General features: G+C 64.2%; 16 protein-coding genes. 8 read left to right on the forward strand and 8 right to left on the reverse strand.

The annotated features are described in order from the left end of the window. Positions 1-8: 8 nt before the first annotated feature. The 3 genes from IVB07_RS14025 to mddA are packed head-to-tail and all read right to left on the reverse strand — an operon-like array spanning position 9 to position 2,457. Positions 9-986 carry an NADPH:quinone oxidoreductase family protein gene (locus IVB07_RS14025; RefSeq protein ID WP_247361862.1) on the reverse strand — a complete coding sequence of 326 codons (978 nt, stop codon included), beginning with the start codon at positions 984-986 and terminating at the stop codon, positions 9-11. Beyond that, positions 983-1,633: a helix-turn-helix transcriptional regulator gene (locus IVB07_RS14030; protein WP_247361865.1), complete on the reverse strand. Its 651-nt coding sequence runs from the start codon at positions 1,631-1,633 to the stop codon at positions 983-985. Before IVB07_RS14030 ends, IVB07_RS14025 begins: the two co-directional genes overlap by 4 nt. A gap of 23 nt (positions 1,634-1,656) precedes the next feature. Then, entirely contained in the window at positions 1,657-2,457 is an 801-nt protein-coding gene (mddA, locus tag IVB07_RS14035; RefSeq protein WP_247361866.1) for a methanethiol S-methyltransferase, read from the reverse strand. 148 nt (positions 2,458-2,605) lie between these two features. On the opposite strand from mddA, the gene IVB07_RS14040 reads away from it, so the two are divergent. Together IVB07_RS14040 and cynS are read left to right on the forward strand one after the other, a co-directional pair. Further along, a complete protein-coding gene (locus IVB07_RS14040) occupies positions 2,606-4,150 on the forward strand; it encodes an alpha/beta fold hydrolase (protein WP_247361869.1) in 1,545 nt (514 codons plus the stop codon). Positions 4,151-4,288: 138 nt separating this feature from the next. Further along, positions 4,289-4,777, forward strand: a complete 489-nt coding sequence (gene cynS / locus IVB07_RS14045; protein WP_018455520.1) for a cyanase — start codon at positions 4,289-4,291, stop codon at positions 4,775-4,777. 55 nt (positions 4,778-4,832) lie between these two features. Here the strand turns inward: cynS and IVB07_RS14050 are convergent, their stop codons facing one another. Beyond that, positions 4,833-5,156 (reverse strand): DUF1476 domain-containing protein, encoded by a 324-nt coding sequence (locus IVB07_RS14050; protein WP_007602260.1) that lies wholly within the window; start codon positions 5,154-5,156, stop codon positions 4,833-4,835. A gap of 308 nt (positions 5,157-5,464) precedes the next feature. On the opposite strand from IVB07_RS14050, the gene purC reads away from it, so the two are divergent. After that, positions 5,465-6,232, forward strand: coding sequence for a phosphoribosylaminoimidazolesuccinocarboxamide synthase (purC, locus tag IVB07_RS14055; protein WP_008974302.1), 768 nt, complete (start codon positions 5,465-5,467; stop codon positions 6,230-6,232). 12 nt (positions 6,233-6,244) lie between these two features. Beyond that, positions 6,245-6,487: a phosphoribosylformylglycinamidine synthase subunit PurS gene (purS, locus tag IVB07_RS14060; RefSeq protein ID WP_026232966.1), complete on the forward strand. Its 243-nt coding sequence runs from the start codon at positions 6,245-6,247 to the stop codon at positions 6,485-6,487. Positions 6,488-6,497: 10 nt separating this feature from the next. Here the strand turns inward: purS and IVB07_RS14065 are convergent, their stop codons facing one another. Further along, complete coding sequence (locus tag IVB07_RS14065; protein WP_018455523.1) at positions 6,498-7,514, reverse strand: magnesium and cobalt transport protein CorA; 1,017 nt, start codon at positions 7,512-7,514, stop codon at positions 6,498-6,500. A gap of 163 nt (positions 7,515-7,677) precedes the next feature. On the opposite strand from IVB07_RS14065, the gene purQ reads away from it, so the two are divergent. Continuing rightward, positions 7,678-8,379: a phosphoribosylformylglycinamidine synthase subunit PurQ gene (gene purQ, locus IVB07_RS14070; protein ID WP_018455524.1), complete on the forward strand. Its 702-nt coding sequence runs from the start codon at positions 7,678-7,680 to the stop codon at positions 8,377-8,379. After that, positions 8,376-9,350 carry a tripartite tricarboxylate transporter substrate binding protein BugD gene (locus IVB07_RS14075; RefSeq protein ID WP_247361872.1) on the forward strand — a complete coding sequence of 325 codons (975 nt, stop codon included), beginning with the start codon at positions 8,376-8,378 and terminating at the stop codon, positions 9,348-9,350. Before purQ ends, IVB07_RS14075 begins: the two co-directional genes overlap by 4 nt. A gap of 43 nt (positions 9,351-9,393) precedes the next feature. On the opposite strand, the gene IVB07_RS14080 is transcribed toward IVB07_RS14075, so the two are convergent. Further along, entirely contained in the window at positions 9,394-9,792 is a 399-nt protein-coding gene (locus IVB07_RS14080; protein WP_247361874.1) for a RidA family protein, read from the reverse strand. Positions 9,793-9,946: 154 nt separating this feature from the next. Between IVB07_RS14080 and IVB07_RS14085 the strand changes: the two genes are divergently transcribed. Further along, positions 9,947-10,543, forward strand: coding sequence for a TetR/AcrR family transcriptional regulator (locus tag IVB07_RS14085; RefSeq protein ID WP_085349363.1), 597 nt, complete (start codon positions 9,947-9,949; stop codon positions 10,541-10,543). A gap of 31 nt (positions 10,544-10,574) precedes the next feature. Here IVB07_RS14085 and IVB07_RS14090 read toward each other — a convergent pair whose 3' ends face one another. Both IVB07_RS14090 and IVB07_RS14095 read right to left on the reverse strand, forming a co-directional pair. Continuing rightward, on the reverse strand, positions 10,575-11,531 hold the full coding sequence (locus IVB07_RS14090; protein WP_247361877.1) for a DMT family transporter: 957 nt from the start codon (positions 11,529-11,531) through the stop codon (positions 10,575-10,577). A 75-nt stretch (positions 11,532-11,606) separates the two neighbouring features. Then, a complete protein-coding gene (locus IVB07_RS14095; RefSeq protein WP_027518848.1) occupies positions 11,607-12,086 on the reverse strand; it encodes a PaaI family thioesterase in 480 nt (159 codons plus the stop codon). Between the two features lie 183 nt (positions 12,087-12,269). Between IVB07_RS14095 and purL the strand changes: the two genes are divergently transcribed. After that, entirely contained in the window at positions 12,270-14,480 is a 2,211-nt protein-coding gene (gene purL, locus IVB07_RS14100; RefSeq protein ID WP_247361880.1) for a phosphoribosylformylglycinamidine synthase subunit PurL, read from the forward strand. The last annotated feature ends 50 nt before the right edge of the window (positions 14,481-14,530 follow it).

Consider the following 14,530-nt stretch of genomic DNA (forward strand, 5'->3'; position numbering starts at 1 on the left):
GGCTCACCTTACCTGATCTTGAGGACAATTCGCCCCTGAACCGTTCGGTTGGCCACGGCGCGCATGGCTTCTCCGGCCTCCTCCAAACGAAGGACGCGATCGATGTGCGGACGGATTTTTCCCTCGGCCAGCAATTGCATCAGCGTGGCGTTCATACGCGCGGCATCAGCTGAGAATTTCTCCGCCCAGGCGCCGACGAAGACGCCGAGGATGGAATAGTTCTTGAGCAGCGGCAGGTTCATCGGGAGCTGGGGAATTTCGCCGCTGGTGAAGCCGATCGGCATCAGCCGTCCGCCCCATTTCATCGACCGCGCCATCTGCTCGAAAATCGCGCCGCCGATCGTGTCGAAGCCGATGTCGATGCCTTCTCCTGACGTGATCGACTTGATGCGGTCGCGCAGATCCTCGCTACTATAGTTGACGATTTCGCCAGCCCCATAATTGCGGACGAGGGCACCCTTGTCATCGGAGCCGATACCGGCGACGACGCGCAGGCCCAGGTGGCGGCCAAGGTCGACCGCGGCAAGGCCGACTCCGCCGGCGGCACCGGTGACGAACAGCGTTTCGCCGCGCTGCGCCCTGGCCCGCTCGACCAGCGCATAATAGGCCGTGCCGTAATTGTGCAGGACCGTCGCCGCTGCCTCGAACGCGACGCCTTCCGGCAGAAGCACGCACTTTGAGTCCTTCGCTATCATCCGTTCGGCGTAGCCGCCGGTCCAGGCGCTGCACGCCACGCGGTCACCAGGCGCGAATCCCGTGACCTTGTCGCCGACCGCGACGACGACACCGGATGCTTCCGTGCCGGGCACGAAGGGCGTCGGCGGCCGCATCTGATAGAGACCCGAGACCACCAACTGGTCCATGAAACTGACGGAGGCCGCATGGACGTCGATCAGGATCTCGTCGCCGGAGGGCTTCGGCTCGTCGATTTCACTAAGGCGCAAATCGGCGGGGCCAGTGAATGAGCTGCATAGAATTGCTCTCATCGTGTCGCTCCAACGGATTGTCTGCATTCGGCAGGTTTGCGTAACGGCGTCGCATATCCCGCGACAAGCTTGACGAAATCTGCCTGTCGCGCTGCACCGGTCTTTTCAAACAGGCGCCGGACATGCGTCTTGATCGTCGTATTGGCGACGCCGAGTGCCGCCGCCACTTCGGGAACGCCGCCGCGTTCGACGATCGCGAGCATCACACGCAACTCGGTCGGCGTCAGTTTGAATGCCTTGCCGATCACTTCGGAACGAGACGGTAGCATCAGCGCCGCCCTGCGGACGAACAGCGCGGCGACGGCGCTGTAGGCGACATCCCCACGTCGGCGCGCGCCGGAAGTTAACGGCAGAGCATGGGCGACGTGGCGCTTCCCATCCCGCCCGATCATCGGCAGCGCGATCCCGTCGGCGCCGAGGAACGCGTTTTCCTGCCCGGCGGCGGCGAAAAAATGCTGCAGGGTCCGGTTGACCGTCGGATCGCAAGCCGCGAGGTGCCCGCGGATTTCGTGCAGGATGTCGCGCGCTTCGATCATGTCCTGCCCGGCAGTATTGGCGTGAATGAGACGCGCCTCCGCGTCAACGAGACAAAGACCGACGTCAAGCCCATCCAGCGTATCGGCAAACGTGGCGGCCTCCGCCGACATCCGGGGAATAGCTGATATTGTATTCATTGCGACGCTCCAGCAGGCCGAGGCGGCTGGCGATCTTCCGTCCGACGACCGAAAAGACGCGGCAGCAGCATGGGAACGCGCCGGCGATAGTCATGGTAGGTCGCGCCGAACTCGGCGATCAGGTCGCGCTCCTCGAACTGAAGCGCGGCCAGGATGTAGGCGGTGTTTGCGAGCGCAAACAGAAGGTGGCCAACAGTCATCTCGGGCGTGGCCCAGAACGCGAGCAGAAGGCCGAGCATGATGGGATGGCGCACGATCTTGTAGAGCAGCGGCGTCCTGAACGATTGACCTGGTATCTCGCTCCCGCGGAACGCGACGAAGGCCTGGCGGAGGCCGAACAGATCGAAATGATCGATCATGTGGGTCGAGGCGAACGCGATGAGCCAGCCCAGCCAATGCACGCCGATCAGCAACCAGGCCACCGTTCCGCTCGCCTCCCAGATCGGCGTCGGGATCGGACGCCACTGCCAGAACAGCAGCAACAAGATCAGGCTGGAGAGCAGCACATAGGTGCTGCGCTGGCAGGCGAGGGGAAGGAATTTGGCCGACCATCGTTTGAAGGCCGGGCGCGCCATGACGCTGTGCTGGATCGCAAACAGGCTCATCAGCAGCAGGTTGACGACGATGGTGAAGCTCAGGTCCGTGGGGTTGCCGACATCGATCGACTTATCGATCGACATATCGATCGACTTGGGCACGACATAATTGCCGACGAAACCGAGCGCATAGAGAAATGAGACCGTGAAGATCACGTAGCTCACGATGGCGTAGAGCAGGATCAGGAGGCGCGAGATCATGTTTTTTCCTATTGTGCCTGATGCAGCCGTGCCGCATGGAGGAGCCTGAATTGCTCGCCCGCGAGCAGGCTCGATCTGCCCCGACTGCTATTGCTGGACCGTCCCCTGTGCGTCCCCCGGGGGCGCCGCAAGGGGAGGGAGGACTTTCATGACGGCTTTCTCGCTGGGGACATTCGGGTTCCCTGAGGTCCACGCCGACGGCCGCCCGATCAAGTTGGCCTTGCGCAAGGGCCTGGCGCTGCTGGTCTATCTCGCGGAGGCCAAGGGCGCTGTGGCCCGCGAAATCGTGGCGACGCTGCTGTGGCCTGAAACTGACCGCGAGACGGGCCTTGCGCGGTTGCGGCGGCTGCTTCACCGAATCGAGCTGACGCTCGGTCAGCAGGTGTTCGAGACCGACCGCACCAGTCTGCGATGGTCTCCGGCAGTCGCGCTGCAGGTCGATGCACATATTTTCGAGAGCGCCTGCGATCGCGGTGACTTTGACGAAGCCTGCCAGACTTATCGGGGAGATTTCCTCGCAGGCTTCTCGCCGGAGGGCTGTCTGGAATTCGACGACTGGGCGTTCTTCCGCCGCGAGGCGCTGCGGGGACGGCTGATGCACGCGCTGGAGCGTCTGGTGCAGGACAAGACCGCTGCCGGAGACTACTTCGCCGCGACCGCGCATGCGACCCGTCTGGCCGAGCTCGATCCTTTGAGCGAGGTCTATGGCCGGCATCTGATCCGCAGCCTGCTGCTGGCGGGCGACCGCAGCGCGGCAGAGCGGCACCATGCGGCACTGACGCGGCGGCTGCGTGACGAGCTTGGTGTTACGCCGGAAGCAGAGACCGCGGCGTTGATGAGTCCTGCGGCGGCACACTCCGTACCAGCGACGCGCTACGTCAAGGGCGCCGGTGTGCATCTGGCGTATCAGACCTATGGCAGCGGTCCGCTCGACATCCTGGTCATGCCCGGCTTCGTGTCGCATGTGGAGCGCGCCTGGGAGCACCCCGCGAGCCGGGCGTTTCTGGCCTCGCTGATGAAGCTTGGGCGGCTGATCGTGTTCGATCGCCGCGGCATCGGGTTGTCCGACCGGGTTGGATCTGCGCCGGGCATTGACGTCACCGCGGAGGATATCGGCACCGTGCTGCGCGCCGCGGATGCGCGCCGCGTCGTGCTGTTCGGCGCATCCGAGTGCGGGCCGGCCTGCATCAAATTCGCCGTTGACGAGCCGCGTCTTGTGGCCGGACTCATCCTGTTCGGTGCATTGGCCAAGGGCTGCTGGTCGCAGGACTATCCGCACGCGTTGCGCGCCAGCCAGTACGACGCCTGGAGCAAGCACCTCATCGCGCAATGGGGAGGTCCGGTGGGGATTGAGACCTTCGCACCCAGCCTTGCCGGCGATCCCCAGGCCCGCGCCTGGTGGGCGGGGCTATTGCGCGCGGCCTCCAGTCCCGGCGGCATCTCGGCCGTGCTCGAGGCGTTTCGCGACGCCGACGTGCGGCAGCTTTTGCCGCAAATTGCCATGCCGACACTGGTGTTGCATCGTCGGGACGACAAGGCCGTACGGATCGCGGCCGGCCGCGATGTGGCGAGCCGGATCAAAGGTGCGCAATTCGTCGAGCTCGACGGCAACGATCACTGGTTCTTCGCGGGCGATCAGAGGCCGGTGCTCGATGCGATCAGGGGATTTACGGAAGCATTTCCGAGGCGATGAGGCGAGGCACGTAAATCCGTAGCCTCGGTCATTGGCACGTTTCGTGCCTGCCAAAGTGGCACAAAAAAGCGTCGCGTCTATCCGCTGCCTCGAGGAAATGAGCCGGCGCGACATAGTCTTAGCCAAGGAGACCCTGACATGAAACGCGAAGACCTCACCGAGAAGCTGCTCGACATCAAGCGCGAGAAGGGCTGGAGCTGGAAATATATCTGCGAGAAGATCGGCGGCTATTCCGAGGTGCTGATAACAGGCGCGATCCTCGGCCAGATGAAACTGACGAAGCCGCAGGCGGCCAACGCCGGCGAACTGTTCGGCCTGTCGAAGGCGGAGACTGCCATGCTGAACGAGGTGCCGATGCGCGGCACCGGCACGCCGATGCCGCCGACCGACCCGCTGATCTACCGCTTCTACGAGATGGTGATGGTCAACGGCCCGGCCTGGAAGGCGCTGATCGAGGAGGAGTTCGGCGACGGCATCATGTCGGCGATCGACTTCGACATGGCGATCGAGCGCGTGGCGAATCCGAAGGGCGACCGCGTCAAGTTCACGATGAGCGGCAAATTCCTGCCGTACAAATATTACGGCGCCAGCGGCAACGTGCCGGAATATGGGTTCAAGGAGGGATAGCTGGTTGGCATTCCGGGGGCGCGTCGCAGACGTGGCCCCGGAATGATGCTTCGCCTTATTTCCCGGCCTTCACCTCGGCCGCCGCCACCGCGATCAGCTCGTTCATCTTGGCCCGAATCGCCTGTTCGGTGATGGCGACGTTCTTGGCGGCGAAGTCGGCCATGACCTTGCGCAGGACGTCGGCGTCACCGGCTTCCTCGAAATCGGCCGCGACCACCTCCTTGGCATAGGCCGTGGCGGCATCGCCGGTAATGCCGAGCTTTTCGGCCGCCCACAGACCGAGCAGCCGGTTGCGGCGGGCTTCCGCCTTGAATTTCTGCTCCTCGTCGAGGGCAAACTTCTTCTCGAAGCCTTCCTCGCGCTTGTCCAACGTGCTCATGCCTTTTCCAATTCCCTGCTGACTGGACCCGGCTGGCCCTCGTTGCGAGAGCCCCGGTGCATGCCTAGATAGGGGGCAGGAATCGGCAAAACAACGAGCCGTTAAGCCGCAGGCAAGGCGGTATAAGTTTGATGCCGGACGGCCGGATCGATTGTGCTGGGACAGCCAATCGGATAGGTTGCCTAAGGCTGGGTTCCCGTTCTGTTTCTAGGGGTCCGGGCCGTTCACGGCAGCTCCGCTGTGGGTCGTAGTCTCGTCAACCGGAGCACACCAAATACATGGATTTCAACAAAACACGGTACATCCCCATGAGCCGTCGGCGTCGCATTTATGAAGGCAAGGCAAAGGTTCTTTACGAAGGCCCGGAGCCCGGTACCCTGATCCAGCACTTCAAGGATGACGCCACCGCGTTCAATGCGAAAAAGCATCAGGTGATCGAGGGCAAGGGTGTCCTCAACAACCGGATCTCGGAGTACCTGTTTCAGCACCTCAACGACATCGGGGTGCCGACCCATTTCATCCGCCGCCTCAATATGCGCGAGCAATTGATCCGCGAAGTCGAGATCGTGCCGCTGGAAGTGGTGGTGCGGAACGTTGCCGCCGGCTCGCTGTCGCAGCGCCTCGGCATCGAGGAGGGCACGCAGCTGCCCCGCTCGATCATCGAGTTCTACTACAAGAACGACCAGCTCAACGATCCCATGGTGTCGGAAGAGCACATCACCGCTTTCGGGTGGGCGACACCGCAGGAAATCGACGACATCATGGCACTTGCCATCCGTGTCAACGACTTCCTCACCGGTCTCTTCCTCGGCATCGGCATCCGCCTCGTCGACTTCAAGATGGAGTGCGGCCGGCTGTTCGAGAACGAGATGATGCGGATCATCGTCGCCGACGAGATCTCGCCGGATAGCTGCCGCCTGTGGGACATCAAGTCGAACGAGAAGCTCGACAAGGACCGTTTCCGCAGGGACCTCGGTGGGCTGCTCGAGGCCTATACCGAAGTCGCCAAGCGTCTCGGCATTCTCATGGAGAACGAGCGTCCGGCGGGCTCCGGCCCGGTGCTGGTGAAGAGCTAAGAGGAATCTGACGTGAAGGCACGTGTTACCGTGACGTTGAAAACGGGCATCCTCGATCCGCAGGGCAAGGCGATCGAGGGTGCGTTGAAGTCGCTCGGCGTCGACGGCGTCGCCAGCGTCCGGCAGGGCAAGGTGTTCGACATCGAGCTCGCGGGCACGGACAAGGCGAAGGCGGAGGCGGCGTTGAAGGATGCCGCCGACAAGCTGCTGGCGAATACCGTGATCGAGAACTACCGGGTCGAGCTGATCGGGTGAACGGGATGGCTCACAGCCATCCGACCCGACGAAAACGCCAATACAGCGCGCCGCACGCCGTCAGCATCACGCCGAGCAGCGTGTAATAGCCGTACTCCCAGTCCAGCTCCGGCATGTGCTTGAAGTTCATGCCGTAGATGCCGGCAAGCGCGGTCGGGATCGCGATGATCGCGAGCCAGGAGGCAAGTTTCTTGGAGACCGCCGTCTCCTGGGCCTGGCCGACCAGCAGGCTCGCTTCGAAGGCGAAGGCCAGCACCTCGCGCATGGAATCGATCCGCTCCTGGATGTTGCGGACGTGGTCGGTGACGTCGCGGAACAGCGGCTGCATCGTCGCGCGCACCATCGCAAGCTCGTCGTGCTCCAGACGGCGGCAGACCTCCACCAGCGGCCCGATCGCGGTCCTGAGCCGCAAGAGGTCGCGGCGCAGCATATAGAGCCGCTCGATCTGCGCCTTGCTGATCGCCTTGGAGAGCACGTCGTCCTCGATGCTCTCGACCTCTTCGTGAATGCTCTCGAGCACGGGCGAGTAGTTGTCGACGATGAAATCGAGGATGGCGTAGAGGATGTAGTCCTCGCCGCGCGCGAGCGCGCGCGGGCAGCTTTCGCAACGTTCGCGCACCGGCGTGTAGGACGTCGACGCGCCGTGGCGCACCGAGACCAGATAGCCTTCGCCGACGAAGATGTGCGTCTCGCCGAAGGCGATCCGGCCCTCGATCAGTTGCGCGGTTCGCGCCACGATGAACAGGGCCTCGCCATATTGCTCGATCTTCGGTCTCTGATGGGCGTGGTTGGCGTCCTCGATGGCAAGCTCGTGCAGGTCGAACTGCTTCTGCACCGCGCTGAGCAGCGCCATGTCGGGCTCGTGCAGCCCGATCCAGACCACGTGGCCGGGCTTCGCCCGCCAGCTCGAGGCCTCGCTGATGGCAATATTGGCGACGCGCCGGCCGTCGACATAGGCACCGGCGGCGATCACGCCCTCGGTGGACACCGGCTCGGAGAGGGATGCGGGCAGCGAGGGGACATTCATGGCTTTAATCCCGGGCGAATCGATCGGCCGATGGCGGGCTATGGCCTGTGCACAACGCTCGCGGCCGAGGCTAGCACTGGTAAAATCCCCGTCAAATGGATATGTCTGCTCACGATTTGGCAGCCGTGCCAGCCCCATTCAATCTTCGTTCGGAACCTCTGCCATGAAAGCCGCCATCCTCGTCTTTCCCGGAATCAACCGCGAGCGCGACATGGCGCGTGCCTTGAGGCTGATCTCGGGCAGCGAGCCCGCGATGGTGTGGCATGCCGAGACGTCGCTGCCTGATGGCACCGACCTCGTGGTGGTGCCCGGCGGGTTCTCCTATGGCGATTATCTGCGCTGCGGCGCGATTGCGGCGCGGGCGCCGGTGATGGACGCGGTGCGCGACTATGCGGCCAAGGGCGGCCTCGTGCTCGGCGTCTGCAACGGTTTTCAGATCCTCTGCGAGTCCGGCCTCTTGCCTGGCGTCCTGATGCGCAATGCGCGGCTGAAATTCATCTGCCACGACGTGCATCTGCGCGTGGAGCGCTCCGACACGCCATTCACGCGCGGCTACAATGCCGGGCAGGTGATCCGCGTGCCCATCGCGCATGGCGAGGGCAATTATGCGGCGGACGCGGAGACCATCAAGCGGCTCGAAGGCGAGGGTCGCGTCCTTTACCGCTATTGCTCGGCTGACGGCGCGATCGACGATATCAGCAACATCAACGGCGCCGCGCAATCCATCGCCGGCATCGTCAACGACAAGGGCAACGTGCTCGGCATGATGCCGCATCCGGAAAACCACGTCGAAGACATCATGGGCTGCACCGACGGTCGCGGCCTGTTCGCCGGCCTCACCGCGCATCTCGAAAAAGCCGCGTGATTGCGTTCGTGCTGAAGCGGCTGCCGGCCGCTGTCGCCGTCGTTGCGTTCGCGACGGCCGCGTTCGCACAGGATTTCCCCAAGCGTCCCGTCACCATGATCGTGCCGTTCGCGGCCGGCGGCACGTCCGACGTGATCGCGCGCACGGTTGCCGAGCAGATGGGCATCGCGCTCGGCCAGACCATCGTGATCGAGAACGTCGCCGGCGCCGGCGGATCGACCGCACTGGCGCGCGCCTCCCGTGCCGAGCCTGACGGCTACACCATTGCGATCGGCAATGCCGGCACCAACGCCGCGACTTACACGATCTATCCAAAGCTGCCGTTCACGCCGGACTCCTTCGTGCCGATCGCCATGGTGGCGAAGACGTTCGGCATCATCGCCGTGCGCAAGGATTTTCCGGCAAAGGACCTGAAAGAGTTCATCGCCTACGCCAAGGCCAATCCGGGCAAGGTCAATCTCGGCCATGCCGGCGTCGGGTCCTCGAACTACCTGATCTGCAAGAGCTTCGTCACAGCCGCCGGGATCGACGCGACGCTGGTCGGCTATCGCGGCGCCGCCCCCGCGCTCACGGATGCGATCGGCGGCCAGATCGACGGCGTCTGCGATGCGGCAGCCTCGGTCTCGCAGTCGATCAACGAGAAGCTGGCGCGCGGGCTCGTGGTCGGCTCGACCGTGCGGCTCGCGACCCTGCCGGATCTGCCGACGTCGGCCGAAGCCGGCCTGCCCGAATTCGAGGCGCAGGGCTGGAACGGCCTGTTCGCGCCCAAGGGCACTCCGCCGGCGGTCATTGCCAAGTTGAATGCCGCCGCGCGTACGGCCGTGGAAACCGACGCGGTGAAGAAACGGTTCGCCGACCTCTCGACCGTGGCCCCCGATGCCGACGAGCACACGCCCGAGGTGCTGCAGAAGCTCGTGACGCGCGACGTCGAGAAGTATCGCAAGATGCTGGCGGACGACGCCAAGCAATAACGCGAGACTCCTGAGCGTTGGCATCATCGCCACCGAGAACGCTTTACCCCGCAGCAGGAATGCGGGCGACCACCTTGATCTCGAAGTCAAACCCGGCAAGCCAATTCACTCCGACTGCCGTCCAGTTCGGATAGGGTGCCTCCCCGATCTCCGCAGCGCGAATTGCCATCACCTTTTCGATTTGCGTGGCCGGATCGGTATGGAACGTGGTGACGTCCACCACATCGTCCAGCGTGCATCCGGCCGCTGCGAGAACGGCACGCAGATTGGCAAACGCGCGTCGGACCTGGTCCTCAAACACCGGTTCGGGCGAGCCGTCCTCGCGACTTCCAACCTGCCCGGAGACGAAGAGCAGGTCGCCGGACCGGATCGCGGCAGAATAGCGGTGCGCTTCATACAGAGCGTGGCGGCCGGCCGGGAAGATTGCGTCGCACTTGGGCATGTCTGGATCCTTGATTGATGGAATGGCGGTCGCAGCTGTGGTGGGCAGGGCCTGCCACTGGATTTCCGTGAGCTGTTCATATACGTAGCGTATGTGGAATATGGCTCACATACGGACCGTATGTCAATAGGGTCGGCAAATGGAGTTGGGAAGCATGGCGAAGGGGAAGCGCGCCGAGGCGATGGCGGAAAGTCGGGCCAAGCTCATCCGCGCGGCGCGCAGGGCGTTTGCCACCCAGGGCTATGCAGCTGCGTCGATGGACGAGCTGACTGCTTCAGTCGGACTGACGCGGGGCGCGCTGTATCACAACTTCGAAGACAAGAAGGGGCTGCTCTGGGCCGTCGTTGAGCAGATCGACAGCGAAATGGCGGAACGGCTCCGCACGGCCCGCGAGCAAGCGCCGAGCTTGTGGCAAGGACTGCTTGCAGAGGGGACCGCCTATATCGAGATGGCGCTCGATCCTGAAATTCAGCGCGTCATGCTTCTGGATGGACCGGCCGTGCTCGGTGATCCATCCAAGTGGCCCGGCGAGAATGCCTGTCTTGAGATTACCATGCGAACCATTCGGTCGCTGATCGAACAGGGGATTGTGAAGCCCGTCGATGTCGAAGCGGCGGGACGCTTGCTGAACGGGGCTGCGCTGAGCGCAGCGCTGTGGGTCGCCGCAGCCGACGATCCGCCAGGCGTCCTGACCAAGGCCGTTGACGCCTTCCAAGCGTTGGCGAGCGGATTGTTGCGCAAGCCGCATTGAGCGCCTCGTGCCGAACGGCGGAAGCAGCGGGTCACCGCAGCTTCAACCGCTCCGTCGGCACCGTCATCGCGGCGACGCCCGCCATGACCAGCACCAGTCCCAGCGCCAGGTTCGAGGGCACGCTCTCACCGAGCAGCAGCACGGAGAGGCCGACGCCGATCGGGATGCGCAAATAGCCTTGCGCGTTCGTCGTCAGGGTGCCGAGCCGTCCCAGGCAGATGTAGAACAGCATCAGCCCCAACGCGCTGGAGACTATGCCCATGACAATGGTGGCTGTGATCGCGGTCGGCGTCGGGTGCAGCGTCCAGGGCTGGTCGACGATCAGCGAAGGCGGCAGCAGCACGAGGCCGCCGAACAGCAGCGAGCCGGCTGCCACCACCATCGGATCGTATTCGGACAGCCGCAGGCCGAAGATCGTGGCGCAGGCGAACGAGATGGTGGCGAGCAGGATAGCGATCTCCGCCACGATCTCGCTGCCGAAGCCGCGCAGCGCATCCAGGCCCACGATGACGATGGTGCCGGCGAGGCCGAGGAGCGCGCCCAAGAGCTTCAACAGCGTTGCCGGCTCGTGACGCGTGATCAGGGAGGTGATCAGGAAGGCGAAGATCGGCGTGGTCGAGGCCAGCACCACCGTGTTCGACGCCGGCACATATTGCTGAGACCAGGTGATGATCAGGAACGGAAAGGTCGAGTTGATCAATTGCTGGGTCGCGAACAACTTCCACGCCTTGGCGTCGGTCGGGATCCTGACGCCGCGCATCCACAGGATCGCGAACAGGAAGGCGGCCGCGATCAGCGAGCGCGCCGAGATGAAGGTCACGGGCGGGATCGTATCCAGCGCGAGCTTCGCCAGCGGATAGGTTGAACTCCAGCAGCAGGCCAGCGCGAACAGCAGCGCATAGTCGCGCCAGTTGCGCGCGCCTGTGGCGGGCATGGACGGCAATTGCGAGACTGTGGCCCGCCCCGTCGGCGATGTGCTCTGCGGCACCTTGATGTTGCTCCCCGGCGCGACAGCGCTGGACACAAGTCTGGGCGAGGGGGCGCCAAAAGGGAAGGCGGCGAGCTATGCGTTTGGCTGCGGTGCCGGCTTCCGCTTCACCCGCTTGATTGTGCCGGAGAAGGTGAAGAGAGGCCGCCCGCCTGATGTCAGCTTGCCGCGCAGGAAGATCAGCGAGCCGCCGGCGCGGGAGACCTCGCCGACGCATTCGATCAGCTCGCCTTCGCGCGCCGCGTCGAGGAAGTCGCAGGCGAAATTGGTGGTCACCGCCGGCCCATCCAGTTCGTGGGTGGCGATCGCGAACAGGCAATAGTCGGCAAACGCCATGAAGCAGCCGCCATGGACGTTTCCGGAGCCGTTGAGGTGCTTTTTCTCGACCCGGAACGCCGAGCGGACGCTGCCGTCGTCCTCGATCTTGTGCCAGAACGGGCCGATATGGCTCTCAAAACTGTCACGAATCCAGGTTCGCCAGCCTTGGAATTCCCCATCGGTGGCGACGTGGAGGTCGGGGCGGCGAGGCGGGGGCGCTTTGGTCAATTCATGCAAGGAAATGGGCCTTCAATTGCGGGTCTTTTGTCCTTAAATCCGATCTGTCCGCGCTGTGCAATTCCTGTTCCCGCAGCCCCCAGCCGCAAAACGTGGGACAGCGGGAAAATGCGCCATAAAGGGCTTTTCCAAGCCGTCCGATGTTCCTAAGAACGGCCAACCGCCGTCGAAAGCCCAAATTCCATGAAGAACGAACCCAAGATCACCCCCGAGCTGATTGCCGCCCACGGGCTCAAGCCCGACGAGTATGAGCGCATTCTCAAGCTGATCGGGCGGGAGCCGACCTTCACCGAGCTCGGCATCTTCTCGGCGATGTGGAACGAGCACTGCTCGTACAAATCCTCGCGCCTCCATCTGAAGGGCTTGCCGACCAAGGCGCCCTGGGTGATCCAGGGCCCGGGCGAGAATGCCGGTGTGATCGACATCGGCGACGGCCAGGCCGTGGTCTTCAAGATGGAGAGCCACAACCACCCGAGCTACATCGAGCCTTACCAGGGCGCGACCACCGGTGTCGGTGGCATCTTGCGCGACGTTTTCACCATGGGCGCGCGGCCGATCGCCTGCCTCAACGCGCTGAGCTTTGGCGCACCGGAGCATGCCAGGACGCGGCATCTCGTCTCCGGTGTCGTCGCTGGCGTCGGCGGCTACGGCAACTCGTTCGGCGTGCCGACGGTCGGCGGCCAGGTCCGTTTCCACACCCGCTATGACGGCAACATTCTCGTCAACGCGATGGCGGTCGGCCTCGCCGATACCGACAAGATCTTCTATGCCGCCGCCTCCGGCGTGAACATGCCGATCGTCTATCTCGGCTCCAAGACCGGCCGCGACGGCATCCACGGCGCCTCGATGGCCTCGGCCGAGTTCGACGACAAGTCCGAAGAGAAGCGTCCGACCGTGCAGGTCGGCGATCCCTTTGCCGAAAAGCTGCTGTTAGAGGCTTGTCTCGAGATCATGGAGAAGGGCTGCGTCATCGCGATCCAGGACATGGGCGCGGCGGGCCTGACCTGTTCGGCGGTGGAGATGGGCGCCAAGGGCGACCTCGGCGTCGATCTCGATCTCGACGCGGTGCCGACGCGCGAGATCGGCATGAGCGCCTACGAGATGATGCTCTCGGAGAGCCAGGAGCGCATGCTCATGGTGCTCAAGCCCGAGAAGGAGAAAGAGGCCGAGGCGATCTTCAAGAAGTGGGGCCTCGATTTCGCCGTGGTCGGCTACACCACGCCGAGCAAGCGCTTCGTGGTCAAGCATGGCGGTGACGTCATGGCCGATTTGCCGATCAAGGAGCTCGGCGACGAGGCGCCGCTCTATGATCGCCCGCATGTCCCCTCCGCCGCGCTGCCGGTCGTGCATGCGCGCGAGGTGGCGGCGCCGATGGGTCTCGGTGCCGCGCTCAAAAAGCTGATCGGCACGCCCGATATGTGCAGCAAGCGCTGGGTCTGGGAGCAGTACGACCACGTCATTCTCGGCAACACCATGCAGCGTCCCGGCGGCGATGCCGCGGTGGTGCGCGTGCAGGACGGCCCGAAGGGCTTGGCGCTGACCGTCGACGTGACGCCGCGCTATTGCGAGGCCGATCCGTTTGAAGGCGGCAAGCAGGCGGTGGCGGAAGCCTGGCGCAACATCACCGCGGTTGGCGGCAAGCCGCTTGCGATCACCGACAATCTCAATTTCGGCAATCCTGAGCGGCCCGAGATCATGGGCCAGTTCGTCGGCTGCCTGAAGGGCATCTCGGAAGCCTGCCGTACGCTCGACTTCCCGGTCGTGTCCGGCAACGTCTCGCTCTACAACGAGACCAACGGCCGCGCGATCTTGCCGACGCCCTCGATCGGCGGCGTCGGCCTGCTCGATGATTTCACCAAGTCCGCGTCACTCGCCTTCAAGGCCGAAGGCGAGGCGATCCTCCTGATCGGCGAGACTCATGGCTGGCTCGGCCAGTCCGTTTACTTGCGCGACATCTGCGGTCGCGAGGAGGGCGCGCCGCCGCCGGTCGACCTCGCGGCTGAGAAGCGCAACGGCGACTGCGTGCGCGGCATGATCCATGCGGGCACCGCGACCGCCGTGCACGATCTGTCCGACGGGGGCCTGCTGATTGCGCTGGCCGAGATGGCGATGGCGGGCGGCATCGGCGCCAAACTGCTCGCGGCGCCGACCTCCTTGGTGCCTCAGGCCTATTGGTTCGGCGAGGACCAGGCGCGCTATCTCGTCACCGTGCCTGAAACCGAGGCCGGCCGCGTGCTCGCCAAGATGCGCGGCTGCGAGGTGCCCTGCGTGCGGATCGGCACCACCGGGGGCGACGCGATCGCGATCGCGGGCGAGGCGCCTGTAACGATCGAGGCGCTGCGGACCTCGTTCGAGCGCTGGCTGCCGGAATATATGGGGGGGAAGGCAGCCTGAGGGGCTGAACCGGTAGCCCGGTTGAGCGAAGCGATATCCGGGTCTTTGTC

Origin of the sequence: Bradyrhizobium sp. 172 (assembly GCF_023101065.1) — a bacterium.
Lineage (GTDB): Bacteria > Pseudomonadota > Alphaproteobacteria > Rhizobiales > Xanthobacteraceae > Bradyrhizobium > Bradyrhizobium canariense_D.

What these genes read in the sequence shown, in the direction of transcription:
- IVB07_RS14050 (WP_007602260.1), bottom strand. Translation starts at nt 5,156, where the DNA reads ATGAGCACGTTGGACAAGCGCGAGGAAGGCTTCGAGAAGAAGTTTGCC.
- mddA (WP_247361866.1), bottom strand. Translation starts at nt 2,457, where the DNA reads ATGATCTCGCGCCTCCTGATCCTGCTCTACGCCATCGTGAGCTACGTG.
- IVB07_RS14025 (WP_247361862.1), bottom strand. Translation starts at nt 986, where the DNA reads ATGAGAGCAATTCTATGCAGCTCATTCACTGGCCCCGCCGATTTGCGC.
- IVB07_RS14085 (WP_085349363.1), top strand. Translation starts at nt 9,947, where the DNA reads ATGGCGAAGGGGAAGCGCGCCGAGGCGATGGCGGAAAGTCGGGCCAAG.
- IVB07_RS14065 (WP_018455523.1), bottom strand. Translation starts at nt 7,514, where the DNA reads ATGAATGTCCCCTCGCTGCCCGCATCCCTCTCCGAGCCGGTGTCCACC.
- purL (WP_247361880.1), top strand. Translation starts at nt 12,270, where the DNA reads ATGAAGAACGAACCCAAGATCACCCCCGAGCTGATTGCCGCCCACGGG.
- purQ (WP_018455524.1), top strand. Translation starts at nt 7,678, where the DNA reads ATGAAAGCCGCCATCCTCGTCTTTCCCGGAATCAACCGCGAGCGCGAC.
- purC (WP_008974302.1), top strand. Translation starts at nt 5,465, where the DNA reads ATGAGCCGTCGGCGTCGCATTTATGAAGGCAAGGCAAAGGTTCTTTAC.
- cynS (WP_018455520.1), top strand. Translation starts at nt 4,289, where the DNA reads ATGAAACGCGAAGACCTCACCGAGAAGCTGCTCGACATCAAGCGCGAG.
- IVB07_RS14080 (WP_247361874.1), bottom strand. Translation starts at nt 9,792, where the DNA reads ATGCCCAAGTGCGACGCAATCTTCCCGGCCGGCCGCCACGCTCTGTAT.
- IVB07_RS14040 (WP_247361869.1), top strand. Translation starts at nt 2,606, where the DNA reads ATGACGGCTTTCTCGCTGGGGACATTCGGGTTCCCTGAGGTCCACGCC.
- IVB07_RS14030 (WP_247361865.1), bottom strand. Translation starts at nt 1,633, where the DNA reads ATGTCGGCGGAGGCCGCCACGTTTGCCGATACGCTGGATGGGCTTGAC.